23 protein-coding genes are annotated in these 24,326 nt (G+C 69.2%); 12 read left to right on the forward strand and 11 right to left on the reverse strand.

Features of this window, described 5'->3' with window-relative positions; translation table 11 throughout:
• Nucleotides 1-7: 7 nt before the first annotated feature.
• A complete protein-coding gene (locus EV651_RS38430; protein WP_166658931.1) occupies nucleotides 8-766 on the forward strand; it encodes a carbohydrate deacetylase in 759 nt (252 codons plus the stop codon).
• 20 nt (nucleotides 767-786) lie between these two features.
• Here the strand turns inward: EV651_RS38430 and EV651_RS38435 are convergent, their stop codons facing one another.
• Nucleotides 787-1,506, reverse strand: coding sequence for an AraC family transcriptional regulator (locus EV651_RS38435; RefSeq protein WP_166658932.1), 720 nt, complete (start codon nucleotides 1,504-1,506; stop codon nucleotides 787-789).
• A gap of 85 nt (nucleotides 1,507-1,591) precedes the next feature.
• On the opposite strand from EV651_RS38435, the gene EV651_RS38440 reads away from it, so the two are divergent.
• Complete coding sequence (locus tag EV651_RS38440; RefSeq protein ID WP_133790662.1) at nucleotides 1,592-2,356, forward strand: phytanoyl-CoA dioxygenase family protein; 765 nt, start codon at nucleotides 1,592-1,594, stop codon at nucleotides 2,354-2,356.
• Here EV651_RS38440 and EV651_RS38445 read toward each other — a convergent pair.
• The 5 genes from EV651_RS38445 to mce form a co-directional block, all read right to left on the reverse strand.
• Nucleotides 2,351-3,631, reverse strand: a complete 1,281-nt coding sequence (locus tag EV651_RS38445; protein ID WP_133790664.1) for an AI-2E family transporter — start codon at nucleotides 3,629-3,631, stop codon at nucleotides 2,351-2,353. The two genes, EV651_RS38440 and EV651_RS38445, sit on opposite strands and share 6 nt — an antisense overlap.
• Entirely contained in the window at nucleotides 3,628-5,628 is a 2,001-nt protein-coding gene (locus tag EV651_RS38450) for a transposase (RefSeq protein WP_133790666.1), read from the reverse strand. The genes EV651_RS38445 and EV651_RS38450 overlap by 4 nt, the downstream gene beginning before the upstream one ends.
• A gap of 95 nt (nucleotides 5,629-5,723) precedes the next feature.
• Complete coding sequence (ccrA, locus tag EV651_RS38455; protein WP_202870716.1) at nucleotides 5,724-7,055, reverse strand: crotonyl-CoA carboxylase/reductase; 1,332 nt, start codon at nucleotides 7,053-7,055, stop codon at nucleotides 5,724-5,726.
• 168 nt (nucleotides 7,056-7,223) lie between these two features.
• Nucleotides 7,224-8,123 carry a sensor histidine kinase gene (locus EV651_RS38460; protein WP_133790668.1) on the reverse strand — a complete coding sequence of 300 codons (900 nt, stop codon included), beginning with the start codon at nucleotides 8,121-8,123 and terminating at the stop codon, nucleotides 7,224-7,226.
• A gap of 83 nt (nucleotides 8,124-8,206) precedes the next feature.
• A complete protein-coding gene (gene mce / locus EV651_RS38465; protein WP_133790670.1) occupies nucleotides 8,207-8,632 on the reverse strand; it encodes a methylmalonyl-CoA epimerase in 426 nt (141 codons plus the stop codon).
• Nucleotides 8,633-8,757: 125 nt separating this feature from the next.
• On the opposite strand from mce, the gene EV651_RS38470 reads away from it, so the two are divergent.
• The 4 genes from EV651_RS38470 to EV651_RS38480 all read left to right on the forward strand — a co-directional run bounded on the left by EV651_RS38470 (nucleotide 8,758) and on the right by EV651_RS38480 (nucleotide 12,210).
• Nucleotides 8,758-9,960, forward strand: a complete 1,203-nt coding sequence (locus tag EV651_RS38470) for an acetyl-CoA C-acetyltransferase (protein ID WP_133790672.1) — start codon at nucleotides 8,758-8,760, stop codon at nucleotides 9,958-9,960.
• A gap of 21 nt (nucleotides 9,961-9,981) precedes the next feature.
• Nucleotides 9,982-10,938, forward strand: coding sequence for a methylmalonyl Co-A mutase-associated GTPase MeaB (gene meaB / locus EV651_RS38475; RefSeq protein ID WP_133790674.1), 957 nt, complete (start codon nucleotides 9,982-9,984; stop codon nucleotides 10,936-10,938).
• A 297-nt stretch (nucleotides 10,939-11,235) separates the two neighbouring features.
• Nucleotides 11,236-11,394, forward strand: coding sequence for a hypothetical protein (locus EV651_RS41705; RefSeq protein ID WP_165546737.1), 159 nt, complete (start codon nucleotides 11,236-11,238; stop codon nucleotides 11,392-11,394).
• 90 nt (nucleotides 11,395-11,484) lie between these two features.
• Nucleotides 11,485-12,210 (forward strand): PH domain-containing protein, encoded by a 726-nt coding sequence (locus EV651_RS38480; RefSeq protein ID WP_133790676.1) that lies wholly within the window; start codon nucleotides 11,485-11,487, stop codon nucleotides 12,208-12,210.
• Nucleotides 12,211-12,229: 19 nt separating this feature from the next.
• Here EV651_RS38480 and EV651_RS38485 read toward each other — a convergent pair whose 3' ends face one another.
• From EV651_RS38485 to EV651_RS38495, 3 genes are all read right to left on the reverse strand, one after another.
• Nucleotides 12,230-13,474, reverse strand: a complete 1,245-nt coding sequence (locus EV651_RS38485) for an RNA polymerase sigma factor (protein WP_133790679.1) — start codon at nucleotides 13,472-13,474, stop codon at nucleotides 12,230-12,232.
• A 10-nt stretch (nucleotides 13,475-13,484) separates the two neighbouring features.
• A complete protein-coding gene (locus tag EV651_RS38490) occupies nucleotides 13,485-13,832 on the reverse strand; it encodes a YciI family protein (RefSeq protein WP_133790681.1) in 348 nt (115 codons plus the stop codon).
• Nucleotides 13,833-13,923: 91 nt separating this feature from the next.
• Nucleotides 13,924-14,646: a maleylpyruvate isomerase family mycothiol-dependent enzyme gene (locus EV651_RS38495; protein WP_133790683.1), complete on the reverse strand. Its 723-nt coding sequence runs from the start codon at nucleotides 14,644-14,646 to the stop codon at nucleotides 13,924-13,926.
• Nucleotides 14,647-14,741: 95 nt separating this feature from the next.
• Here EV651_RS38495 and EV651_RS38500 point away from each other — a divergent pair, with 95 nt between their 5' ends.
• The 4 genes from EV651_RS38500 to EV651_RS38515 all read left to right on the forward strand — a co-directional run bounded on the left by EV651_RS38500 (nucleotide 14,742) and on the right by EV651_RS38515 (nucleotide 19,711).
• Entirely contained in the window at nucleotides 14,742-15,245 is a 504-nt protein-coding gene (locus EV651_RS38500; protein WP_133790685.1) for a MarR family winged helix-turn-helix transcriptional regulator, read from the forward strand.
• 90 nt (nucleotides 15,246-15,335) lie between these two features.
• The gene (locus EV651_RS38505) at nucleotides 15,336-17,009 is read left to right on the forward strand and encodes a methylmalonyl-CoA mutase (protein WP_133790687.1); all 1,674 of its coding nucleotides are present in this window, start codon (nucleotides 15,336-15,338) and stop codon (nucleotides 17,007-17,009) included.
• A complete protein-coding gene (locus EV651_RS38510; protein ID WP_133790689.1) occupies nucleotides 16,930-18,726 on the forward strand; it encodes an NAD-binding protein in 1,797 nt (598 codons plus the stop codon). Before EV651_RS38505 ends, EV651_RS38510 begins: the two co-directional genes overlap by 80 nt.
• 49 nt (nucleotides 18,727-18,775) lie before the next feature.
• Nucleotides 18,776-19,711 carry a tetratricopeptide repeat protein gene (locus EV651_RS38515; protein WP_133790691.1) on the forward strand — a complete coding sequence of 312 codons (936 nt, stop codon included), beginning with the start codon at nucleotides 18,776-18,778 and terminating at the stop codon, nucleotides 19,709-19,711.
• Between the two features lie 490 nt (nucleotides 19,712-20,201).
• Here EV651_RS38515 and EV651_RS38520 read toward each other — a convergent pair whose 3' ends face one another.
• Nucleotides 20,202-21,254, reverse strand: a complete 1,053-nt coding sequence (locus EV651_RS38520; protein WP_133790693.1) for a transposase — start codon at nucleotides 21,252-21,254, stop codon at nucleotides 20,202-20,204.
• Between the two features lie 124 nt (nucleotides 21,255-21,378).
• Nucleotides 21,379-21,825 carry a MarR family winged helix-turn-helix transcriptional regulator gene (locus tag EV651_RS38525; RefSeq protein WP_202870717.1) on the reverse strand — a complete coding sequence of 149 codons (447 nt, stop codon included), beginning with the start codon at nucleotides 21,823-21,825 and terminating at the stop codon, nucleotides 21,379-21,381.
• A 100-nt stretch (nucleotides 21,826-21,925) separates the two neighbouring features.
• Between EV651_RS38525 and EV651_RS38535 the strand changes: the two genes are divergently transcribed.
• Nucleotides 21,926-23,035, forward strand: a complete 1,110-nt coding sequence (locus EV651_RS38535) for an SMP-30/gluconolactonase/LRE family protein (protein ID WP_166658933.1) — start codon at nucleotides 21,926-21,928, stop codon at nucleotides 23,033-23,035.
• A gap of 319 nt (nucleotides 23,036-23,354) precedes the next feature.
• A complete protein-coding gene (locus tag EV651_RS38540) occupies nucleotides 23,355-24,236 on the forward strand; it encodes a MurR/RpiR family transcriptional regulator (protein ID WP_133790699.1) in 882 nt (293 codons plus the stop codon).
• Nucleotides 24,237-24,326: the final 90 nt, after the last annotated feature.

Here is a 24,326-nt window from a genome sequence, read left to right on the forward strand (position 1 = left end):
AGTAGGCGTGAGTGAAGTCCGGCTGGTTGTTCAGGGTGACGACTTCGGGATGTGTCATGCGGTCAACGTGGGGACCGTGCAGGCGTTTCGCGAGGGGATCGTGACGCAGGCGTCGACGATGGCGGCGTGTCCGTGGTTCACGGAGGCGGCCGCGTTGGCGCGCGAGTTCGCGATCCCGGTGGGCGTGCATCAGACGCTGACGTGTGAGTGGGACTTCCTTCGATGGCGGCCGCTGACGGACGGTACGTCGTTGGTGGGGGAGGACGGCACGTTCCGGCGTACGGTCGAGGAGGCCGAGGCTGCGGTCAGTCACGCGGACGCAGTACGGGAGTTGTCGGCGCAGGCGGCGAAGTTCGCGGCGGAAGGGCTGACGCTCGAGTATCTCGACGTACACATGGGTCAGGCAGCGCCGGCGGCGTACGACGAGGTTTCGGCGGCGCTCGGGAAGCCGTTCATCTACGGGCCGGAGGAGTCGAAACGGTTCGCGTCGATCGAGACGTTGAGCGACCGCGACGCCGCCGACAAGAAGCCCTGGCTGCTCGAGTACTTGGACAAACTGACGCCCGGCGTCCACCTGCTCGTCACTCACTGCGCAGCCGCCGAACCGGAGCTAGCAGCAATCCACCGGCCCGGTTCCTACACCTACCGCTGGGCCGAGGAGTACCGCCTCTCGGACCAGGCAATGGTCACCGACCCAGAAATCCACCAGTCGATCAAGGACCACAACATCACCCTCACCACCGTCGCCGACGCCTTCGCCGACTGACTCGCAGTTCGGATGCGAACTTAGGGGCGGAGGGCTCCGGGGGGTGAGCCGGTGGCGGACTTGATGTGGCGGGTGAGGTGGCTGACCGAGTGGTAGCCGGTGATGTCGGCAATGGCTTGGAGGGGGAGGGTGGAGTTGCGGATGTGAGCGAGGGCGTGGCGTAGGCGGACTGCTTGGAGCGCGGCCTGTGGGCTGGTGTTGCGGAGGCGGGCGAACGCGGTTCGGAGGCCGGACGGGGAGATGCCGAGGTCGGCTGCTACCTGCGTGATGCGGAGGCCGGTCGCGAAGCGTTCCTCGAAGAGCTGTTCGGCTTGGGTGACCAGTTGTTCGGCAGGAGTTCTGGGTGGGGCGGTGGCGCGCCGCAGGCGGAGGTCCAGTTCGGCGAGGAGCAGCGAGCGGAGTTCGCCATCGGTTTCCCGGACCAGTGCGTCGAAGACCCGGCGCAGGGTGTGGTCGGTGTCGTCGTAGCACAGTCGCGGCCACGGGTGGGTGGTTGCGGCGTCGACCTGGAGGAAACGGTTCGCGTACCCGGTGCGGCTCTGCTCGGCGTGCCAGGTGTGCGGTGGGGTGAGGAGCACGGTGCCGGGAGTGGCGTCGTACGTCTCGTCGCCGACGGGGCAGGTGATCCGCCCGCGGACGTAGTACACGAGCTCCCACGACGTGTGCGCGTGGTGCGGATAGTCCTTGCCGGGCGCGGCCGTGTGTACGCCGGCTCCTAGCAGCCGTGGCGATTTGTGCATAAGCCCTGTCGCCTCCTGCATTGTTTCCCAGGTACGTCGCAACGATGCTGGCATCGATTCGTGCATCTTGTGAAGGAGCACTCCGATGGATATGGCGACCGCACTACGCGATCTCGGCGTCACCGACGACGTACTCACGCAGGACGAGAAGGACCAGCTCGACCGCGACGGATTCCTTCCACTGCAGGGGATTCTCACGGCGGAGGAGGTGGCCGCGATCAACGAACGGCTGGCCGAACTGACCGCGGCCGAGGGCGATCGGGCCGGCCTCGAGGTGCATCAGGAGCGGGGTACGGACCGGTTGGCGGATCTGGTGAACAAGGATCCGAGGTTCGAGGTGTGCTTCAGCCACCCGCGGGTGCTGGCCGCCATGCGGCACGTGCTGGGCGAGTTCAAACTCTCGTCCCTCAACAGCCGCGCGGCCCTCCCCGGTGAAGGGCACCAGGGCCTGCATGCGGACTTCGGGCATCCCGTCCAGCCGGGCGAGTACGAGGTCTGCAACTCGATCTGGCTCCTCGACGACTTCACGCCCGAGAACGGCGCCACCCGCGTAGTCCCCGGCTCCCACCGCCGCGGCACCATGCCCGGCGACGAGATGCTCGACCCGGCCGCCGACCACCCCGACCAGATCCAACTGACCGGCCAAGCCGGCACCGTCGTCATCTTCAACAGCCACCTCTGGCACGGCGGCACCCAGAACCGCACCGACAACCCCCGCCGAGCCCTGCACTCCTACTTCGCCCGACGCCACCTACCCCAGCAGCTCGACCAACAGACCTACATCCGCCTCAACACCTACAACCGCCTGACCCCCGCCCAACACTTCATCCTCGACGTCACGCAGTTATGAGGCGTCGGCTTTGCGGACCCAGACTTCTCGGATGATGAGGAGGATGGCGGCGGCCGACGGGATGGCCAGGAGGGCGCCGACCACGCCGAGGAGGGCGCCGCCGAGCAGGGCGGCGATGACGGTGACGGCGCCGGGGATGTCGACGGCCCGGCGCATGATGCGCGGCGCCACGAAGTAGTTCTCGACCTGCTGGTAGATGACGCCGTAGATCAGGCAGGCGATGCCGATCCCGACGCCGCCGGTGAAGCCGATCAGCGAGACCACGACGACGCCGATCAGGCCCCCGACCATCGGGATGAAGTCACAGAACATCACCACGATCGCCAGCGCCACAGCGTACTCCCGCAGCCCGACGATCTCCAGGAAGATGAACATCATCACGCCGGCGGTCAGCGCCACCAGGAACTGGCCGCTGACGTAGCCGCCGACCCGGCCGAGGACCTCGTCGCCGAGGATCGAGACACGGGTACGGCGGGTGTTGGGGACCAGGCTGTACGCCGCCCGCTTGACCGAGGGGAGCGAGGCGAGGAAGTACAGCGTCAGCACCAGGATCGTGAACGTGTTGAACAGCGCGCCCGCGACCACCTTGCCGACGCCGAGGATCCCGCCGAACGCACGTTGCGCCAGCGCCGGGTCCTGGATGTAGTCCTGCGCCTTCTGGATGAAGTGGTACTTGTTGTCCAGCTCGTTGAGCGTCTTCGACTTGGTCAGCAGGTCGAGCCACTCGGGAGCGTTCTTGATCAGGCTGTTGATCTGATCCGAGACCACCGGGACGATCGCGACGGCGACGCCGGCGACCGCGAGGATCATCAGCAGGAACACCACGCCGACGGACAGGCCGCGCTTCAGTCCGCGGCGCATGAACCACTCGACCAGCGGGTTCAGGCCGACCGCGATGAACATCGAGACCAGCAGCAGGATCAGGACCGAGCGGGCCTGGCCGGCCGCGTTCCACAGACCCAGTGCGACGAGTACGCCGAGCGCCGCGAAGAACCCGAACGTGAACGGGTTCCCCCGGCGCAGCGGCGGACCCGGGGTACCCATCCCGACCGACGGGTGCCGCTCTTCGATCAGCAGTTCGTCCGCGAAGTTGGTGTCCTTGTCGTCCGCCTGCGCGGCGGCAGCAGCAGCCTCGTCGGCTGCGTCGGTTGCGGACTGTTTGCTCTTGTCGGCGGCGGCCTGAGCTTCCGCGGCGGCGGACTTCGCTTCGCGCGTGGCGTCGGCAAGGTCCTTGTCGGGGGTCGCTGTGGAGGTGTCGTCGCCGGATGGCGTCACATCTTGTCCTTCGGGGATCGCGCGCGCGAGGTGGCCGCATCGGTCTTCTCGTCGTCCGCGGGCGACTCGTCGTCGGAGGACTTCGCCGAGCCGGAGCGCCGCGTCTGGACCCGAGTCTCCTCGCTCGCGAGGTCACCCAGCCGGAACTCGTCCACCATCGTCGAGTCCTTCGGCTCCTCGTCATCGCCCGAATCCCCGGACCCGGCCGTGTCGGCCAGGTCGGGCGAATTGGCGATGTCGGCAGGCTCGGCGAGATCCGCGGCGTCGGCAGTACGGCCGGCAGCAGGGTTGGCAGCAGGGTCGGCCGGGCCGCCGGCGGTCTTGCTGGTCTGGCCGGCGAGGTCGCCGGCGTCCTTCGGGTCGATGCGCAGGCCGGTGTCGATCCGGGTCTCGTCGACGCGGGCGTCCCCGGCGCCGATGCCGACGAACGGGCTGGAACCGGTGAACGGTCCCTCGGTGTCGTACGACGACTCGCGCGAGGATCCCGCGGCCGGCGTCGCCCCCGGGAACGGGTTGTCGGCCGGCGTCGTCGCCGGGAACGGGTTCCCGCCATCCCCGAAGTCCGCGGCCGCGCCCGAGTCAGCCGCCGTACCTGCCCCGGCCGGAGCCGAACCCGAGCCGGCCGGACCCGAGCCGGCCGGACCCGAGCCGGCCGGACCCGAGCCGGCCGGACCCGAGCCGGCCGGAGCCGAGCCGGCCGGAGCCGAGCCGGCCGGAGCCGAGCCGGCCGGAGCCGAGCCGGCCGGAGCCGAGCCGGCCGGAGCTGGGTCGGACGGAGCTGGGTCGGACGGAGCTGGGTCGGACGGAGCTGAGCTGGGGCCGGTGGGGTACGGGGTCGAGGACTCGGAGGCGAAGGGGCTGCCGACGCCCTGCCCCAACGCACCGGCCGGAGGCTGGTGCGACTCGGTGGGCCGGGCGAACGGGTTCACGTAGGGCCCCGCGGCGGTCTCCGAGTCGAGCTCGGCGGCCTGGCGGGCGATGTTGCTGGCGATCTCGTTCAGGCCGGCGATCTGGGTGAGGATGCCGTCGCGGCGCTTCGCCAGGCGCTCGGTCTCGCGGGCGACGACGGTCCGGGACCGCTCCGCCTCGTCGGCAGCGTTCGCCAGCTCGGCCTCGGCGCGGGTGCGCGCGGTGGTCAGCAGCTGCTCGGCCTCCCGGCGGGCACGCGCGAGCGTCCGCTCGGCCGACTCTTCCGCCTCGGCGCGGATCTTGCGGGCCTGCTCGGTCGCCTCGGCCACGCGGCGCTCGGACGCCTCGGCGGCCTCTTTCATCTGGGAGGTCAGGTTCTCGGTGTCGGCCGCGATCTGCTGGTGCTTGTCGGCCAGCTCCTTGGCCTGCTGCTCGCGCTCGTCCGCCAGCCGCGCCCGCAGCGCCGCCGACTCGCGCTGGATCGCGGTCCGGATCTTCTCGGCCTCGTGCAGCGCGCCGTTCTTCAGCGTGCTCGCCTGCGACTCGGCGGTCAGCTGCAGCTGCTCCGCCTTCCGCCGGGCCGCCTGCAGTACCTCGGCCGCCTCGGTCTCCGCCGTACGCCGCAGCTCGGCCGCGTCGCCCTCGGCGGTACGGCGCATGCTGTCCGCCTCGTTCAGCGCGACGGTCCGGATGTCCTCGGCCTCACGCTCGCCGGTCGCCCGCGCCGCGGCAGCCTCCTTGGCCGCGTTCGCGCGGAGCTCCTCCGCCTCACGCTTGGCTTCCTCGAGGGCCTCGGACGCCTGGTCCTGCGCGAGCCGGAGGATCTGCGCGGCCCGGTCGCCGAGCCCGGCGTACGACGGGTTGGCGCTGGCCTCGAGCTGGCGCCGGGTCTCCGCGAGCTCGTGCTGCATCGGCGCGACACTCTGCTGCAGCTCGTCGGCGCGGTTGCGTGCCTCGACGAGTTGCATCTCCAGCGCGCGGACATAGTCGTCCACGGCCTGCTTGTCGTACCCTCGGCGACTGACCGGGAAGCCCCCGGCCGCAGTCGCCGTGCGGTCGAAGAACGGCAGGCTCGACTCGTCAGGCATTCTCCCGAGGTTCCCTTCTGGCGGCTCAGTGTGAATCCCCCACCTTAAGCCTGTCAGAACCGACTCGAAACCAGCCAATCGGGAGTCGGCGGCAACTACCTGTTGCGGAAGCGATTGATGGCGGCCAGGTGCTGCTCGCGCAGGGCTGGGTCGCGGACCCCGAGGCCTTCGGTGGGGGCCAGGGTGAGGACGCCGACCTTGCCCTGGTGCAGGTTGCGGTGGACGTCGTACGCCGCCTGCGCGGTGTCCTCGAGCGGGTAGACCTTGCTGACCGTCGGGTGCACCATGCCCTTGGCGATCAGCCGGTTGGCCTCCCAGGCCTCGCGGTAGTTAGCGAAGTGAGAACCGATGATCCGTTTCAGGTTCATCCACAGGTACCGGTTGTCGTACTCGTGCATGAACCCGGACGTCGACGCGCACGTCACGATCGTCCCGCCCTTGCGGGCGACGTACACCGACGCCCCGAACGTCTCCCGCCCCGGGTGCTCGAACACGATGTCCGGGTCGTCCCCGCCGGTCAGCTCCCGGATCCGCGCCCCGAACCGCTTCCACTCCTTCTGGTCCTGGGTGTGCTCGTCCTTCCAGAACTTGTACCCCTCCGCCGTCCGGTCGATGATCAGCTCGGCGCCCATCGCCCGGCAGAGCTCCGCCTTCTCCGGCGACGACACCACGCACACCGGGATCGCCCCGCCGTTCAGCGCGAACTGCGTCGCGTACGACCCCAGACCGCCGGACGCGCCCCAGACCAGCACCACGTCGCCCTGCTTCATGTTCGCGCCGTTCGCGGACACCAGCTGCCGGTACGCCGTACTGTTCACCAGCCCCGGCGACGCAGCTTCCTCCCACGTCAGGTGGGCCGGCTTCGGCATCAGCTGGTTCGACTTCACCAGCGCGATCTCGGCGAGACCGCCGAAGTTCGTCTCGAATCCCCAGATCCGCTGCTCGGAGTCGAGCATCGTGTCGTTGTGCCCGTCCGGCGACTCCAGCTCGACCGACAGGCAGTGCGCGACCACCTCGTCGCCCGGCTTCCAGGCATTCACGCCCGGGCCGGTCCGCAGTACGACGCCTGCCAGGTCGGAGCCGACCACGTGGTACGGCAGGTCGTGCCGGGCCGTCAGCGGCGACAGCTTCCCGTACCGCTTCAGGAACGAGAAGGTCGACACCGGCTCGAAGATCGACGTCCAGACGGTGTTGTAGTTGATCGCGCTGGCCATCACCGCGACCAGCGCCTCACCCGGCCCGAGCTCGGGCGTCGGTACGTCGTCGAGGTGCAGACTCTTGCGCGGATCCTTCTCCTTGCTGTCCAGCCCGTCGAACATCGCGGCCTCGTCGGCATGGACGGTGATTCCGCGGTAATGCTCCGGTACGTCGAGCTCTCCGACGGCGGCGTTGTCGCCGGAGAGGATCGCCTCAAGGATCTGCTTCACGAAAGTACCTCCTGCAGCGGCGGTCCCGTAACAAATCGGTGAGCGGAACTTACCGTTGAGTATGCGCCCGTGGCTGTGCGCTGTAACACAGCGAGCGACGGTTGAGACGACCGTCACTTTTCCAGTCCACCGTTGTCAGTGGTCTTATCGGGTCTTATCGCCTCGAGGTCACCGCAGTCGCGTGTGGAGCCGTACCTGGGTGAAGTCGTCCCCGGACCGCAACTGCGCCAGGTCGCACAGCTGGTTGGCGAGCCAGACGCCTCGCCCGCCGAGCCCGTCCAGCGGCGGCAGCACCCGTCCGACGAGCAGGTCGTCGATCCGCCCGCAGTCCAGTACGTCGCAGATCAGCGTGCCGTCGGCGATCCACACCGCCAGCCGTCCGCGCCCGCCGCCGAACCGGATGCTGTTCGTGCAGACCTCGTGCAACGCCAGCGACAGGTCCTCGAGCCGGTCCCTGGACACGCCGTGCGAGGCGGCCTGTCCACTCAGCCACTGCCGGATCTGCCCCAGCTCGTCAGGCCCGAACTCCCACCGCTCGGCCCGGTCCGGTACGTCGTCGAGCGCAGTCCGGAACTCCTTCTCCGCAAGGGCTTCCGCGCCGGAATGCGTCACGGTCGGGTCGATGCCGACGGACGCCTCGTACGCGCAGTACAGCCGGAATGCCCGGTCCTGGGAGAACGCGATGTCGGACAGCGCCTCGTGCAGCAGCACCTCGTCGTACGCCGCCGCGCTCCGGCCCGGGTACGCCGGCTCGCAGAGCCCGCGCACCGGGCCGGGATGCTTCTCGATGACGCCCCGCCAGTACGGGATCAGCCGCGCCGGGTTGCCCCCGGCAACGGTCATGTCGGTGAAACGGACCTCATGGTGGATCGGTCCGAGAGCGTCGCGCAGTACGGCGGTGCGCTCCGGCGGCAGCACGGCCACGATGGTTTCCCCCGCCGCCAGACCCTCCCGCACGAACGCAGCCGAGCGCTGCACGAACTCCTCGTCCGACACGTGGACAAAGGCGTCGTGCAGGAATCCGGCCGGCGCACCGTGCAAGGAGTCGGTGGCGCTGTCCTTCAGCACCCGAACAGCGTAGTCCGCCGACGACGCCGGGGAGAGTCGAACAGCGCGCCGTCACAGCTAGGTCCTGTCTGGTGACCCATCGCCTAGTGCGAGGTTGATGGCTCCACGAGTTCGACCAGGACTCCGCCGGCCGACTTCGGGTGGATGAAGTTGACGCGGGAGCCGGCGGTGCCGCGTTTCGGCTCGTCGTACAGGAGGCGGGCGCCGCGGTCGCGGAGGATGTTCGAGACCGCGTCGAGATCGCGGACCCGGTACGCGAGCTGCTGGATGCCGGGGCCGCGCTGGTCGAGGAACTTCGCGATCGGCGAGGCGTCCGACAGCGGCGCCAGCAACTGGATCGAGGAGCCCGAGTCGCCGACCGAGAGCATCGCCTCCCGGACGCCCTGCTCCTCGTTGATCTCCTCGTGCGCCACGGTCATGCCGAACACGTCGGCGTAGTACCGGACGGCCTCGTCGAAGTCGGGCACCGCGATGCCGACGTGGTCGATCGCGTCGAACAGCTGATCCATCCCGTCAGCCTGGCGCAGGTCGCGGCGGCAGACCATCGAAAGTGGCTCACCTGACACCACCTGTGTGACCCGTCTGACGTGCGCGAGCAGCGGCGTACCAGTGCGGTCGCAGGTATCGTGACGGCATGTCTGACACGCGGAACCACAGCGTCATCGTCGCCGGTGCACGGACCCCGATCGGGCGGTTGCTGGGTGGCCTCAAGGGCTTCACCGGAGCAGAGCTCGGCGGGTTCGCGATCAAGGGCGCACTCGAGAAGGCCGGTGTCGCGCCGGACCAGGTCGAGTACGTCATCATGGGCCAGGTCCTGCAGGCCGGCGGCGGTCAGATCACCGCCCGCCAGGCCGCGGTCAAGGGCGGCATCCCGATGGACATTCCGGCCATCACGATCAACAAGGTCTGCCTGTCCGGGCTGAACGCGATCGCGCTCGCCGACCAGCTGATCCGCGCCGGTGAGTACGACATCGTCGTCGCCGGCGGCATGGAGTCGATGACGAACGCGCCGCACCTGCTGCCGAAGTCCCGCGAGGGCATCAAGTACGGCGACACCGCGCTGGTCGACTCGATGGCGTACGACGGGTTGTGGGACGCGTTCACCGACCAGGCCATGGGCGCGCTCACCGACCAGGCGAACAACGAGCGCCAGAAGCTGAGCCGCGAGGAGCAGGACGAGTTCAGCGCCCGTTCGCACCAGCGCGCCGCCGAGGCCTGGAAGAACGGCCTCTTCGCCGACGAGGTCGTGCCGGTCGAGGTGCCGCAGCGCAAGGGCGACCCGGTCGTGGTGGACAGCGACGAAGGTGTTCGCGGTGACACGTCGGTCGAGGTGCTGGGCAAGCTGCGGCCGGCGTTCGGCAAGGACGGCACGATCACGGCCGGTTCGGCGTCGCAGATCTCCGACGGCGGTTGTGCGGTCGTCGTGATGAGCAAGGCGAAGGCCGAGGAACTCGGACTCAGCTGGATCGCCGAGATCGGCGCGCACGGCTCGGTCGCCGGACCGGACTCGTCGCTGCAGAGCCAGCCGGCCAACGCGATCGTCAAGGCATGCGCGAAGGAAGGCATCCAGCCCGCGGACCTCGACCTGATCGAGATCAACGAGGCCTTCGCGGCGGTCGGGATCGCGTCCGCGCGTGAGCTGCAGGTCAGCGACGACAAGGTGAACGTGAACGGCGGCGCGATCGCGCTCGGCCACCCGATCGGGATGTCCGGCGCGCGCCTCGTGCTGCACCTGGCCCTCGAGCTCGGCCGGCGCGGCGGCGGCGTGGGTGCGGCGGCCTTGTGCGGCGGCGGCGGTCAGGGCGACGCACTGATCGTCCGCGTTCCCCAGAAGTGATCTAGAGCTGATCGAGAGCTGATGCCACGACGTACGGCGCCTGTCGGTGAGCTGGTCGAGCGGGCCCGGGAGGGCGACTCCCGGGCCGTCGCTCGGCTGATCTCACTGGTCGAGGACGAGTCCCCGCTGTTGCGCGAGGTGATGGCGGAGCTGGCGCCGTACGCCGGTCACGCGCACATTGTCGGCATCACCGGCTCGCCAGGCGTCGGCAAGTCGACGTCGACGTCGGCCCTGGTCTCGGCGTACCGCGAGACCGGGAAGCGGGTCGGCGTACTCGCGGTGGACCCGTCGTCGCCGTTCTCCGGGGGTGCGCTGCTCGGGGACCGGGTGCGGATGCAGGACCATGCGACCGACCGCGGGGTGTTCATCCGGTCGATGGCGTCCCGCGGGCATCTCGGCGGGCTGTCGTGGTCGACGCCGCAGGCGCTGCGGGTGCTGGACGCGGCAGGGTTCGACGTGGTGCTGGTGGAGACGGTCGGAGTCGGGCAGTCCGAGGTCGAGATCGCCGGGATGGCCGACACGACGCTGGTCCTGCTGGCGCCGGGAATGGGCGACGGCATCCAGGCGGCCAAGGCCGGGATCCTCGAGGTCGGCGACATCTACGTGGTGAACAAGGCGGACCGCGACGGCGTCCAGTCGGTCACCCGGGACCTGCGGTCGATGCTGGCGCTGGCCGAGCGGCCCGAGGGCGCCTGGTCGCCGCCGATCCTCAAGACGGTCGCTTCCCGCAACGAAGGTGTCGCCGAGGTGGTGCAGGCGATCGAGGACCGGCTGGAGTGGATGCGTGGGAACGGGGTACTGACCGAGCGTCGCCGCAGTCGCGCGCGGGACGAGATCGAGGCGATCGCGACGACGGCGCTGCGGGCCCGGTTCGCGCACCTGCACGGCGACGCACGACTCGACGTACTCGCGGCAAAGGTCGCGGACGGCGGCACAGACCCCTATTCGGCAGCCGACGAGTTGATCGCCGCTTTGTGACACTTGTCTCGCCGTGGAACAATCGACCACGTTGTGTCACATCGTGTCTTTTGCTTTCGTTCACCGGAAGTTGTCCCGATTTCGGGCAAATGCGACAGGATTTCCGCCGGGTACGGCGATCTGCGTCTCAGGGCGGCGCGCCGATGGCTGCCGTGCCCCCGGATCCGTTACAGAATGGACCTTGTAGCTGGTGAGGATTGTGAGGTGGGCTGTGTTCAGTCAGTGACAATTGGTCACGGTCCGTGATACAAACTCAAAACACAGTCGACCGAGTGGTTAGGAACAAGGAGTGGCGACATGCCGAAGAAGCTGTTGATCTGGTCGCTCATCGCCTTTGCCGGCTTCTATCTGTTCACTCAGCCGGCCAACGCCGCCGGAGCGGTAGGGGGCGCGTTCTCGGCCGTTGGTGACGCGTTCGGAAGCGTCATCACCTTCCTGACGGCGCTGTTCAGCTGATCTGCCGTCTCTTGTGTCCCGTTGCGCGTCGTCGTGCGGGACACTTGAGTCGTACGGAGTCACACAACAGCGTGACAGGGGAGTGAGCGGATGGCCGGAATAGGCCTGTTCCGGATCTTCGACCCGAAGGTCCGGCGCCATCTGATCTCGGACGAGGGCGAAGTCGTCATCGACGAGGTGCGGCACCACTGGGTGGTGTTCACGGTGCCGATGCTCGAGGTCGTGCTCGCGGCGGCGCTGCTGCTCACGATGGCCACCACCTCGATCGGCGGGCAGCCGGTGCTGCTGGCGATCGTCCTGGTGCTGCTCAGTCATGCCTTCTGGCAATTCCTCACCCAGCATCGCGACCGCTTCGTGGTCACGAACATGCGGGTCATGCGGATCCGCGGCGTCTTCTCCCAGACCGTCGCGACCACCCCGATCGCCCGGGTCCTCGACATCACACTGCAGAAGCCGATCATCGGGCGGATGCTCGGCTACGGCCACTTCGTCTTCGAATCCGCCGCGCAGGACCAGGGCTTCCGCGAGATCAAGTGGGTCAGTCGGCCCGACGACCGCGACCTCACCATTCAGCGCGTCATCCAGCGCACCGGACTGCGAGCCTCCGCGAGCGTCGACGTACTCCAGGGCGACGAGGACTCCGACGACGACGGCACCGGCCCGATCGGGATGGACTCGGCGCAGGAGGTCGGCGGAGCGTACGCGCCGGTCACGGCGACGAGCACCAGCCAGCCTTCCCGGCCGGCGCCGCCACCCTCCTCCGGCGCGAAGTCGATCTTCAACAGCGAACGCGGCAACTGGACCGACGAGGACTGACCCGGCTGCCGACAGCTGGTCAGGTGTTCGTCGCGGACTTCGCGTCGAACAGGGCTCGGCGGCGTTCCCGATGTGCGCGCTCGGGGTGGTCAGGCGGCGCGCCGGCCAGCGCCTGGTCCAGCTCTGCGACGGCTTCGGCGTAGCGGGAGCTGCGGGCGAGGAGTTCGGCGCGTACTGCGTGTTTGCGTGAGCTTCCCGGGATCTCGTCGAGCAGCTCGAGGGCCGTGTCGACGTGACCGGTTTCCGCGATCGCGACGACGCGGGCGAGTTCGGCGGCGGGGCTGGGGGAGACCTCGACCAGCAGGTCGTACAGCCGGACGATCTCGCGCCAGTCGGTCGCGGTGTAGCTGGGTACGCGCGCGTGTTCGGCCGCGATCGCGGCCTGCAACTGGTAGGCATCGGCCTGCCGCTCGGACCGCTCCAGCGAGTCGTTGAGGAGCGCGACGCCGCGGCTGATCAGGTCCTGATCCCACAGCGAGCGGTCCTGTAGGTCGAGTGTCACCACTTCGCCGGAGTCATCGACGCGCGCCGGTCGACGCGCCTCGGTGAGGAGCAGGAGCGCCAGCACCGCGGTCGGTGTCGGCTGGTCGGGGAGGAGGGAGTGCAGGAGCTCAGCCAGCCGGATCGCCTCAGCACACAGGTCGACGTCGTACGCCGCTTCGCCCTCGGATGGCGCGTGACCTGCGGTGTAGAGGCTGTGGATGACGGCGCAGACCGCGGGCAGCCGTTCGGGTAGCTCGGCCTCGGCCGGAACACGGTACGGGATGCGCGCGGCGGCGATCTTCTGCCGCGCGCGGACCAGCCGCTTCGTTGTGGCGACCTCGGTCGTCAGCAGAACGCCGGCGATCTGTGCGGGTGACAGGCCGCAGAGCGTGCGGAGCGCGAGAGCCACTCGGGTCGGCGGAGACAGCGACGGGTGGCAGCAGGTGAAGATCAGCCGCAGCAGGTCGTCATCTACGACCTCGTCCGTCTCGACCTCACGCTTGCTCAGCTCGATCAGGTCCGCGCCGTCGCGTTCCTTCGTGCCGCGAGCCTGCTCGCGGCGGATGATGTCGATCGCCTTCCGTCGGGCGGTCACGGTCAGCCAGGCGCGCGGCTCGGGCGGTACGCCGGTCACCGGCCACGCACCGAGCGCCGCCAACGCCGCCTCCTGGACCGCGTCCTCGGCAAGCTGGACGTTGCCGACGGTCCGGATCAGGGTCGCGAGAATCCGCGTCCCCTCGATCCGGATCGTCTCGGCGACCGCGTCGTACCGCTCGTCCACGGGACCTGTTCTACTTCGCCACGATCACCGGGCGGACCTCGACTGCGCCGCCCCAGGCCGCCGGGATCTCGGCCGCGATCCGCACCGCCTCCTCGAGGTCCTCGGCCTCGATCAGGTAGTAGCCGGTCAGCGCCTCCTTGGTCTCGGCGTAAGGTCCGTCGGTGGTGACCACCGGCCCGCCGCGGGCGCCCTCGACCCGGACGACGGTCGCCGTCGAGGTCGGATGCAGGACGGCGCTCGCCTTCACCTGCTCGGCGAACTCGACGCCGAACCTCCGGTACTCGGCCAGCTCGTCGGCCTGCTCGGGCGCCCACCAGTCGACGTCAGCGGTGTAGGTCAGTGCAAGGTACTGCGCCATCGGATTCCTCCTTCTCGCTGAGACCACTGTGGTCTCTCAGGCTGTGCTCTCTCAATGGGAGAACGAACAGCCCGCCCCCGAGAGGACATCGTCATTGCGAAGCCTCCGAAAGTCTCCCGCGAAACGCCCGCACGACGTTCGGATCGCCGGTCGTCTCGATCGCGTCCTCGCCGGCCCGCCCCCACAACCACAGGTAGACCTGCGCCGGATCCCCGGAAACCTCCGCCGTGGCATCCCCTTCAGCCCCTTGCCGTACGTCGACACTCGTCGCGTCGGCGTACACGGTCCACGACCGGCCTCCCGTGGTCAGCCGAACGGTCGCGTCGATCGGGTAGGCGGTGTCACCCTCCTCCCACCACGGCCCGCCGAGCGTCGGGTACAGGACCTCGTCGATCCCGTCGAGGGCGAGCTCGGCGTCGATCGGTGTGACGACGCCATGCGCCTGCTCGACGTCGATCCGGTGGATGACGGTCTCGTGTGCCATCCGCCGGTACCAGAACGCGGACGTGCTGTCGCGCGGGTTGAACGTCCACGTCTGCGTCGCGGTCCCGGCCGCCTCCAGGGCGCTGACGATCGCTGCGCGCGCATCGTCGTACCACTCCAGCGAATCGAGCCCGGAGAAGTCCGGCGGCCACGGGTCGGGGCGGGCGCCGAGTTTCAGCACCTCGACCTTGTGGACGTACACCATCGCGACGTGCCGCACCACGTCGTCCACCGTCCACCCCGGGCAACTGGGCACGGCCGCGTCGAGTCCGATCCGCGCAACCTCACCGAGCCGGGCGCTCTCCGTCCGCACGTGCTCCAGAAATCTCATGCCGGCACCCTCGCAGGCCCCACCGACAGTTCCGGACGCCGCCGCCTCACAGTTCTCGGTCCGTAGCCAGATCGATGGGGACTAAGGTTCCGGTCATGGCCAGGAAGAGGGCGTTGCCGTTCGATCCGATCGACGAGGCGTCGCGGCAATGGGGGCGGCGCTGGGGCGCCGTCGAGCAGATGCGGGCCGTGACGTCGCTGATGCGGGCGCAGCAGATCGTGATCAACGAGCTGGACGAGATCCTCCGCAAGCACGGGCTGACCTTCGCCCGGTTCGAGGCCCTGGTGCTGCTCACGTTCTCCCGGCGCGGATCGCTGCCGCTCGGGAAGATGGGGGAGCGGCTGCAGGTGCACCCGACGTCGGTGACCTCGATCGTCCGCCGGCTCGAGTCGGCCGGGCTGGTGACCCGGACACCGCACCCGGACGACGGCCGCGCGGTGCTCTGCGAGATCACCCCCGAAGGCCGCGACCTGGTCGAACGCGCCACCGCCGACCTGGTCGCCGCCGACTTCGCCCTGTCCGGCCTCACCGATGAGCAGCTGAAGATGCTCTGGTCCGTCCTGGAACCCCTCCGCCACAACGCCGGCGACTTCAACTGACCGGAAACTGAGCAGGTCTGGGCGTTGCATCGGTTGGAAATAGTTGGACGTCCTAGTATTTTGGGACCAGTTCCCTAGGAGGTCTGACTGATGGATGCCGAGCAGATCGCGGCCGGCCGGAGCCGGTGGCAGCTGCGGTACGACGCCGCGCGCAAGCGGGAGGCGGACTTCACCACGCTGTCCGGCACCGAGGTCGAGCCGGTGTACGGGCCGCCCGAAGGCGTCGACGACCCGCGGATGGAGCGGATCGGCTGGCCGGGGGAGTTCCCGTTCACCCGCGGTCTGTACGCGACCGGGTACCGCGGCCGGACGTGGACGATCCGCCAGTTCGCCGGTTTCGGGAACGCCGAGCAGACCAACGAGCGCTACCGGATGATCCTCAACGGCGGTGGCGGCGGTCTGTCCGTCGCGTTCGACATGCCGACGCTGATGGGCCGCGACTCCGACGACCCGAAGGCGCTCGGTGAGGTCGGGCACTGCGGCGTCGCGATCGACTCGGCCGTCGACATGGACCGGCTGTTCAAGGACATCCCGCTCCAGGACGTCACCACGTCGATGACGATCTCCGGCCCGGCGGTGCCGGTGTTCTGCATGTACCTCGTGGCCGCCGAGCGCCAGGGCGCGGACATCTCCAAGCTGAACGGGACGCTGCAGACCGACATCTTCAAGGAGTACATCGCGCAGAAGGAATGGCTGTTCCCGCCGGAGCCGCATCTGCGCCTGATCGGCGACCTGATGGAGTACTGCGCGACCACGATCCCGGCGTACAAGCCGCTCAGCGTCTCCGGGTACCACATCCGTGAGGCCGGCTCGACCGCCGCGCAGGAGCTCGCCTACACGCTCGCCGACGGCTTCGGGTACGTCGAACTCGGGCTCTCCCGTGGTCTCGACGTCGACGTGTTCGCGCCGGGCCTGTCGTTCTTCTTCGACAGCCACCTCGACTTCTTCGAGGAGATCGCGAAGTTCCGGGCCGCCCGCCGGATCTGGGCCCGCTGGCTGCGCGACGTGTACGGCGCCAAGACCGAGAAAGCGCAGTGGCTCCGGTTCCACACGCAGACGGCCGGGGTGTCGCTCACGGCGCAGCAGCCGTACAACAACGTCGTACGGACGGCTGTCGAGGCGCTGGCCGCCGTACTGGGCGGGACGAACTCGCTGCACACCAACGCGCTCGACGAGACGCTGGCGCTGCCGAGTGAGGAGTCGGCCGAGATCGCGCTGCGGACCCAGTCGGTGCTGATGGAGGAGATCGGCATCACGAACGTCGCCGACCCGCTCGGCGGGTCCTGGTACGTCGAGGCGCTGACCGACGCGATCGAGGCCGAGGCCGAGGCGATCTTCGCGCGGATCAAGGAGATGAGCCCGGACGAGACCATGACCGGCGGCATCCTGCGCGGGATCGAGGACGGCTGGTTCATGGCCGAGATCGCCGACGCCGCGTTCGAGTACCAGCAGAAGCTCGAGAAGAGCGAGAAGAAGATCGTCGGCGTGAACACACTCACCGACACCGTGTCCGGCGAGCTGGAGATCCTCCGGGTCTCGCACGAGGTCGAGGTCGAGCAGTGCCGCGTCCTCGCGGAACGCAAGGCGCACCGCGACGAGGACCGGGTACGGCGTACGCTGTCGGCTCTGGTGGAGGCGGCCAGCGGCACTGGCAACCTGATCGAGCCCATGCTGGAGGCAGTGCGTGCGGAGGCCACGATGGGGGAAATCTGTCACGTTCTTCGGGAACAGTGGGGAGAGTACCGAGAGCCCGCCCGATTCTGAGGAGCCGCCACCGTCCGGGCGAGAGGCCCCTGGTGCGGCCGATTCCCCGGACGGACGACGCGTGGTGGTCTGCGGTTCGGACCGCACGATGCTGCGGGTGGTCACCGAACTGGTGAGCTCAGGCGAACGCGTGACCGCGATCGTCAACCCCGCGTCCCGGCACTACGACCGGATCGGTGAACTCGGCGCGACCGTGATGGGCGCCCGGGTGATCAGCGAGGCGTTGCTGCGGCGGGCCGGGATCGACGCCGACGACGACGGTACGCCGTCCACCGCGCGCGCACTGGTCCTGCTGGACACCGACGACGTACACAACGTCCACACCGCACTGACTGCGCGGGACATGGATCCGGAGCTGCGGATCGTCGTACAGATGGTCAATCCGCGGCTGAGCAAACAGCTGAACAGCCTGCTCGGCGACTGCGTGGTGATCAACGGGCCGTCGCTCGCCGCCCCCGCGTTCGTGTCGGACGCGCTGGAGGACGACGAGCTGACCTGGATGGAGCTCGGCGGTCAGCGGGTCGTTGTGGGACAGGCCGATCTGATCCGCGAGCCGCATCTGACGGTGCTCGCGGACACGACCTCGTCCGCGACGCCGCAGTTGTTGCCGATGGCCAGCGCCGACCCGGACGGTGACATCGTTCTCGGCGCCGGCGTACGGACGATCTGGCGCAGCCGCGACGTACGTCCGGCCGGCTGGTTCATGGGCCTGCGCGACATCCTCGACAGCCGGGTCCGGAAGATCGCCGCGGTGATGGCGTTCCTGGTCGCGGCGGGTACGGCGGTCATCCATTTCGTCGGCGGGATCGACTGGTGGCGGGCGATCTACCTGGCGGCCGGTGCGGTGACGTCGGCGGGCATCGAGGACAACGCGTTCTCCGACGCGGACCCGTGGGTGAAGGTCGCGGCGGTCGTGGTGCAACTGACCGGGATCGTGCTGATGGCGTTGCTGACCGCGGTCGTGGTCGACTCGCTGATCGGCGCGCGGCTGTCGCGGATCATCGGCGGTGTCCGCGGGCGACCGCGCAACCATGTGGTGGTGTGCGGTCTCGGTACGGTCGGCGCTCGGGTGCTCGAGATCCTCACCGAGCGGGGCGTCGCGGTCGTCGGCGTCGATCAGGACGAGGACGCGCCGGGCATCCAGGTCGCGCACCGGCTGAAGATCCCGGTCGTGATCGGGGACAGCAGCAACGAGGAGACGCTGCGGTCGGCCGGCGTCCAGCGGTGCCAGTCGGTGCTCGCGATCACCGATGGCGACATCACGAACCTGGAGTCGGCGATGGTGGCCCGGGACCTGAACCCGGATGCCCGGATCACGATGCGGATGTTCGACCACGACCTGGCGCAGCGGGTCGAGCGGCGGCTGGGCCTCGGCCATAGCCGCTCGGTGTCGATGCTGGTGGCACCGGCGATCGCCGCCGCGGTCGCGAACCGGCGCAAGCAGGTGACGATCCCGGCCGGTCGCCGCGTGCTGCTGCTGACCGAGGTGACCGTCGAGCCCGGGTCGGTCGCCGACGGCCGGCGGCTCGGCGAACTGAACGAGGCCGAGGGGCTGCGGGTACTCGCACGGCAGGATCGGCACGGCCCGTGGGAGTGGAGTCCGGCGGCCGAGCGGCCGGTCACGGTAGGGACCCGGTTGGCGGTCGCGGGGACCCGAGCGGGCCTCGCCCGGCTCCTGATGGTGACCCGGGCGCAGCGCAAGTCGGCGGCGTCGTAGAGGATGGACCTGTGAACGTACGGAGTGTGCACGGAATGCGAGGACAGTGGTGAGCCAGTCCAACTTCTCCCGTCCAGGGGCGGTCGACCTGTCGTCCCTCCGTAAACCGGCCGGTGCGCCCGGCGCTCCTGGTGCTCCAGCCGGTGGTGCTGCGGGTGGCGGGCCTGCAGGTGCGTACGTGCTGGAGGTCGGCGAGGCCAACTTCCAGTCCGACGTCATCGAGCGCTCGCTCCAGGCACCGGTCGTCGTCGAGCTGTATTCGCCGCGGTCGCAGGGCTCGAACGCGCTCGGTGCGGTGCTGGCCCAGTTGTCGACCGAGTACGCCGGCAAGTTCCTGGTGGCCCGCATCGACGTCGACGCGAACCCACAGGTTGCTCAGGCGTTCGGCGTACAGGCGGTGCCGACCGTGATCGCGATCCTGCGGGGTCAGCCGGTGCCGCTGTTCCAGGGCGTCCTCGGTGAGCCCGAGGTCCGGCAGTACCTCGACCAGTTGCTGACGGTCGCCGTCGCGAACGGGATCACCGGTCGCGCCGAGCCGGTCGGTCCGGTCGGCGAGGCTGCCGAGGAGGAGGCTCCGAACCTGCGGTACGAGCAGGCCGAGAACGCGGTCGCCGCGGGCGATCTGGACGGCGCGATCGCGGCGTACGAAGAGCTGCTGAAGGAGACGCCGAACGACGCCGAGGCGAAGTCGGGGCTGGCCCGGGTGCAGCTGGTGAAGCGTACGCAGGACGTGCCGGCCGACGTGCGGACGCGGGCGGCCGACAACCCGACAGACGTCGAGGCGCAGCTGCTGGTGGCCGACGTGGACCTGATGGGCGGGCATGTGGACGACGCGTTCGCGCGCCTGATCTCCACGGTCCAGGCGACCTCAGGCGACGAGCGGAACGCCGTACGGCTGCACCTGCTCGAGCTCTTCGAGGTCGTCGGCGCGGACGACGAGCGCGTCGTCAAGGCGCGTCGCCGGTTGATGGCCGCGCTGTTCTAACTGGCTGTAAGTCAGTCAAGCCTCTCGTGTGGGCGTGTGGCAGCGACTCCGCGGGGTGTTGCGGGGTTTGTTGTTCGGTCTTGACCGGTGAAGGTGGGGTGCTGGTCCGGGTGCCGGACGCCCACGTTGACGTATGCGACCTTCGCTGTGGGGTCATCTGGCGTCGTTCGGGCTGTCGTGATGGGCGAAGGGCCGGGCGCCAAGTTAGATGCGGCGTCACCGTGGGGTGCGCCATAACTCATGCGGCGTCTGATCCGGCCCTTCGTCTCGTCCAGCGTGGCACCCACCGGCTGGAGTTGTGAAGGGGTCTGCTCCTTGGCTCGGGCGGAGGTTGACGGTGAGAGCGCGCCCTTCCTCGCCGCTGCGGGTTGTACGCCGGTGCTCGTCGCGGTCAACGTCGTTCGTCCTCGCTGCGCTGCGGGCGCTCCACGTTGACCGTTCCCACGCGGCCGGCGTTGAGGGCAGCGGCGGCGGGAAAGGGCAGGTGTGTTCAGGTCCAGCGGCCCGGGTCGTAGCGGGCCTGGTCGTAGCGGGCCTGGTCGCGCACCAGGGCGTGGGCGATGTGGGTGGCGCGGTGCGCGAGCGCGCAGGCGATGACACCGCCGCGTTTACCGCGTGCCTTGAGCCCGGCGGCGTACTGCTTGGCGGCCGGGTCGTTCAGCCATAGCCCGACGCCGAGGTCGATCAGGGCGCGGCGCAGCACGACGCTGCCTTCTCGGCTGATCGCCCCGTCGCGGCGCCGCCCAGCCGACTCGTACTGGGCCGGGGACAGCCCGGAGGCCCGGTAGATCTGCGCCGGGCCAGGCCAGCGCCGCGGGTCGCCCAGCGCACCGGCATAGTTGGCGGCGCGGACCACGCCCCAGCCCGGGACGCTGGTCAACGTGCGAAACGGACTGGCCGGCAGCAGCATCGCCAGTTCCTGCTCGGCAGTACAGATCTGCCGCTCCAACTCGTTCAGCAGCCTCAGATCGGTGGCCACGACCCGGCGGGCCACCGCGGCATCGGCGGTCGGCAGCGCCTCGCGGGCCGCGGTAACCTGGCCCAGCAACTGGTTCTTCGTCGCCGTCCGCACTGCCACGCGGCGGGTCCGGTGCGCAGTCCACGCCCTCAGTTCGCCCAGCACCAACTCCCGCGTGGTGACCGGGACCCCGGCTCCGGCCAGCAGCAACTCGGTGATCGCTTCCAGATCGAACGCATCGGTCTTCACCCGCCGCCGACCCATCACCCTGCGCTGCTCGCAGACGTGCCCCGGATTCAACTCGAGCACCTCCCACCCGCTCGGCCACGCCGACGGCGCCAGCAGCGGCTGGTGATAGTGCCCGCAAGCCTCCACCCCGACCTTCACCCACGCCCCGTCGTCGGGCAGCACGCCACGGACCTGGCCCACCACCGACGCCAACGCCGATCTCGTCATCTCGAACTCCACCGGCCCCAGCACCCGATGACGCCCAGCATCGGTCACCGACAACGCGACCGACCGCTTACCCACATCCACCGCAACCACGACCGTCGACGACGTGACAGGAGCAGCATGCACAGACACAACCCACCTCCAGCAAACGTCAAGAGAACCCCGGCGCTACCAAACGCCAGATCCTCCAAGGACCCCATAACGGATCCCTTCTGACACCTCCGGAGGCGCTTAGGAAGGGCTAACCCGACCTATATCAACTCTTCAGGATCGGGTCAGTTGTCAGGGTCTCTGAGACCCGGGCGAGGAGGGTGCGGAGGGTCTCCGCTTCCTCCTCGCTGAAGGCGTCGGCGAGTCTGCGCTCGACGCCTGTGGCGCGCTTGTCCGCCTGTTCGAGAGCTTTCCGGCCGGCTGTGGTCGGGCGGGTCTCGATGACATGCCTGTGCAGTGGGTGCGGTGTGCGCTCGATCAGGCCGGCCGACTCCAGGTTGCGCAGGATCGTCGTCATCGTCTGTGGGGTGACCAGGCAGCGGCGAGCGAGCTCGGCGGCCGAGATTCCCGGCTGCTCGTCCAGGACGAACAGGGCGGCGTACTGCGGCACGGTGAGCCCGGCCGGCTTCACCGCGGCCGCCTTCGCCGCCTGCAGCTCCTGCTCAACCCGCTTGAGGTGACTCCCGAGCCGTTCGTCGAAGGACATCCGCATGGTGACCATCGTACGAACGACGCTGCTGATATATGCATTGACGGCTATCAGAGCTCTGATTAGTCTCTGTGTTCGTATCCGACGGAAGAGAGACCCGGCCATGAAATTCCGCACCCCAACAACAGCCCTACTAACCCTGGCAACCGCCCTACCCGCCACCACCGCCTTCACCAGCGCTACCTCCACCACCACCGCGTTCGCCGCCACCGCCACCACGACCGTTGTCCCGGCCACCACCACCGCCGCTATCGCCGGCCCCGCCGCGGCCACCACCCCGGCCACCGCCGCAGCTATGTCGCCTCGTGCGGCGTTCCGTCGGGTTGGGCAGATCGACGGGTGGACGAGAGATCGGTATCCGGAAGGGATCGCCTGGGACCCGACGCGGCGGGCGTTCCTGGTCGGATCGTTGGCGACCGGCCGGATCTCCGTGGTCGGCCGCGACGGCGTACCGCATCCGTTCGGCGTCGCACCCGGCGTCTCCACCTTCGGCCTGCACGTCGACGCGGTGCGCAACCGAGTACTTGTCACGTACGCCGACATCGGCAATGGCGATCGCTCATCGGAAGCCACGACGTACAAGCAATCCGGCATCGCCATCTACAACCTGCGCACCGGCCAACTGGAGCAGCGCGTCGATCTGAACACCCCGCGCCTCAACCCAGCCGGCGGCCACCACGGCGCCAACGACCTGGCACTCGATGCCGCGGGCAACGCCTACGTCACCGACCCGGCATCCGATGCGATCTACAAGGTGACCCCTGCGGGCGTCGCAACCGTCCTGGTCCGCGACGAGCGCCTGCGCAGCGCCACGATCGGTGCCAACGGCATCGTCTGGCACCCGGCCGGCTACCTCCTGACCGTCCGCTACGACACCGGCGCCTTGTTCCGCATCTCGCCGCGCGGTGAACTAAGTGCGACTGGTCTGACCAGTGCACTGGTCGGCGGAGACGGCTTAGCGCTCAGGCCAGACGGTCGGTTGATCGCGATCACCAACAAGCTCGGCGCCCCTGGCGTGGAGCAGGCGACCGTGCTCAGCAGTCGCGACAACTACCGCACCGCGCAGGTCCGATCAGTCGAACCGTGGCCTGTCGCCGCTCCGACAACGGCGGCGATCACGCCGTACGGCACCTACGTGCTCAGCGGCCGCATCGACGTACTCCTAGCCGGCGCCCAGTCCAACCAGTTCACCATCCGCCGCATGACCCACTGACCAACCAGACCACTCCGCCGCTCGAGGGCTGGTCGGACCAGGCCCACTGCGCGGAGGGATGAGAGTCGGTGGCTGGTCGGACCAGGCCACTGGGCGGGGTGGATAGGTGGCTGCTCGACGGGGTGGGGCGGTGGCGCGCGGGCCGGTTCACCGCCCGGCGGGATGGGGCGTGGCGCGCGGGCCGGTTCACCGTCCGGCGGGATGGGGCGCGGTGGCTGGTCGGACCGGTTCACCCCTCAGTGGATGAGTGGATGGCTGGCCGGAAGTGGTCAGTGTGAATCCTTGTAATTTTGGTTGACGTGCTCTGAGAATTCTTTACATGAGTGCTTTCGAGTCACCGCGGCCGAGTCTCGAGGCGCGGATCCACGGTCTGTTGCCGGCGCTCAGTCCGGCGCAGGCGCGGATCGCCGCCGAGGTGCTCCGGGACCCGGCGGCGGTCGCCTCGTCGACGATCGGCCAGTTGGCGGCCCGCTGCAGTACATCGCTGCCGACCGTCACGCGGTTCTGCCTGGCGCTCGGTCTGTCCGGGTACGCCGAGTTGCGGCTGACGCTGGCGGCCGAGAGTGGTCGGACCAGTCCGAGCTGGGAGCGGGGGACCGGCTCGGAGGTGGGACCGGACGACTCGCTGGACGACGTACTCCGGACTCTGCTGCGCGCCGACACCCGCGCGCTCGAAGACACGGTCGCGGCACTCGACGTCGAAGCGCTCGGGCGGGCCGTCCGGGCGATCTCGGACGCGCGGCGGATCGATCTGTACGCCGTGGCGGGGTCGGCGTCCGTCGCCGAGGACCTGCGGTTGCGGCTGCACCGGATCGGGCGCGCCGCGAGCACCTGGAGCGACGTACACACCGCGCTGGCCAGCTCCGCGCTGCTCGGCACCGGCGACGTCGCGATCGGGATCTCGCACAGCGGCGAGACGATCGAAGTCCTGGAGCCGATGGCACGGGCCGGCCGGCAGGGCGCGACGACTGTTGCCATCACCAACTATCCCCGCTCGCCGCTGGCCCGGGCGGCGGACATCGTGCTGGTCACCGCGGCCCGCGACGTCACGTTCCGCACCGGGGGACTGTCCGGACGTCACGCCCAGATGATCGTCCTGGACGCGCTCTACCTCGGCGTTGCCCAACGCGACTATCCCCTGGCAGAACAGGCCTTCGATGCGACTGCCGACGCAGTGTCCACGCACCGGCAACCCACCTGAACAACCCTCACCACTCCGTTCGACCCCCTAGAGAGCCTTCGCCACTCGTTCGACCGCCCCTGGAGAACCTTCGCCGCTCGCTTCGACCGC

Source organism: Kribbella sp. VKM Ac-2571, from assembly GCF_004362255.1.
GTDB lineage: Bacteria > Actinomycetota > Actinomycetes > Propionibacteriales > Kribbellaceae > Kribbella > Kribbella pratensis.

Excerpts from the sequence above, each read along its gene's own strand:
- EV651_RS38435 (WP_166658932.1), bottom strand. The coding sequence starts at position 1,506 with ATGCACAAATCGCCACGGCTGCTAGGAGCCGGCGTACACACGGCCGCG.
- EV651_RS38440 (WP_133790662.1), top strand. The coding sequence starts at position 1,592 with ATGGATATGGCGACCGCACTACGCGATCTCGGCGTCACCGACGACGTA.
- EV651_RS38450 (WP_133790666.1), bottom strand. The coding sequence starts at position 5,628 with ATGCCTGACGAGTCGAGCCTGCCGTTCTTCGACCGCACGGCGACTGCG.
- mce (WP_133790670.1), bottom strand. The coding sequence starts at position 8,632 with ATGGATCAGCTGTTCGACGCGATCGACCACGTCGGCATCGCGGTGCCC.
- EV651_RS38470 (WP_133790672.1), top strand. The coding sequence starts at position 8,758 with ATGTCTGACACGCGGAACCACAGCGTCATCGTCGCCGGTGCACGGACC.
- meaB (WP_133790674.1), top strand. The coding sequence starts at position 9,982 with ATGCCACGACGTACGGCGCCTGTCGGTGAGCTGGTCGAGCGGGCCCGG.
- EV651_RS41705 (WP_165546737.1), top strand. The coding sequence starts at position 11,236 with ATGCCGAAGAAGCTGTTGATCTGGTCGCTCATCGCCTTTGCCGGCTTC.
- EV651_RS38480 (WP_133790676.1), top strand. The coding sequence starts at position 11,485 with ATGGCCGGAATAGGCCTGTTCCGGATCTTCGACCCGAAGGTCCGGCGC.
- EV651_RS38490 (WP_133790681.1), bottom strand. The coding sequence starts at position 13,832 with ATGGCGCAGTACCTTGCACTGACCTACACCGCTGACGTCGACTGGTGG.
- EV651_RS38495 (WP_133790683.1), bottom strand. The coding sequence starts at position 14,646 with ATGAGATTTCTGGAGCACGTGCGGACGGAGAGCGCCCGGCTCGGTGAG.
- EV651_RS38500 (WP_133790685.1), top strand. The coding sequence starts at position 14,742 with ATGGCCAGGAAGAGGGCGTTGCCGTTCGATCCGATCGACGAGGCGTCG.
- EV651_RS38505 (WP_133790687.1), top strand. The coding sequence starts at position 15,336 with ATGGATGCCGAGCAGATCGCGGCCGGCCGGAGCCGGTGGCAGCTGCGG.
- EV651_RS38525 (WP_202870717.1), bottom strand. The coding sequence starts at position 21,825 with ATGCGGATGTCCTTCGACGAACGGCTCGGGAGTCACCTCAAGCGGGTT.
- EV651_RS38535 (WP_166658933.1), top strand. The coding sequence starts at position 21,926 with ATGAAATTCCGCACCCCAACAACAGCCCTACTAACCCTGGCAACCGCC.
- EV651_RS38540 (WP_133790699.1), top strand. The coding sequence starts at position 23,355 with ATGAGTGCTTTCGAGTCACCGCGGCCGAGTCTCGAGGCGCGGATCCAC.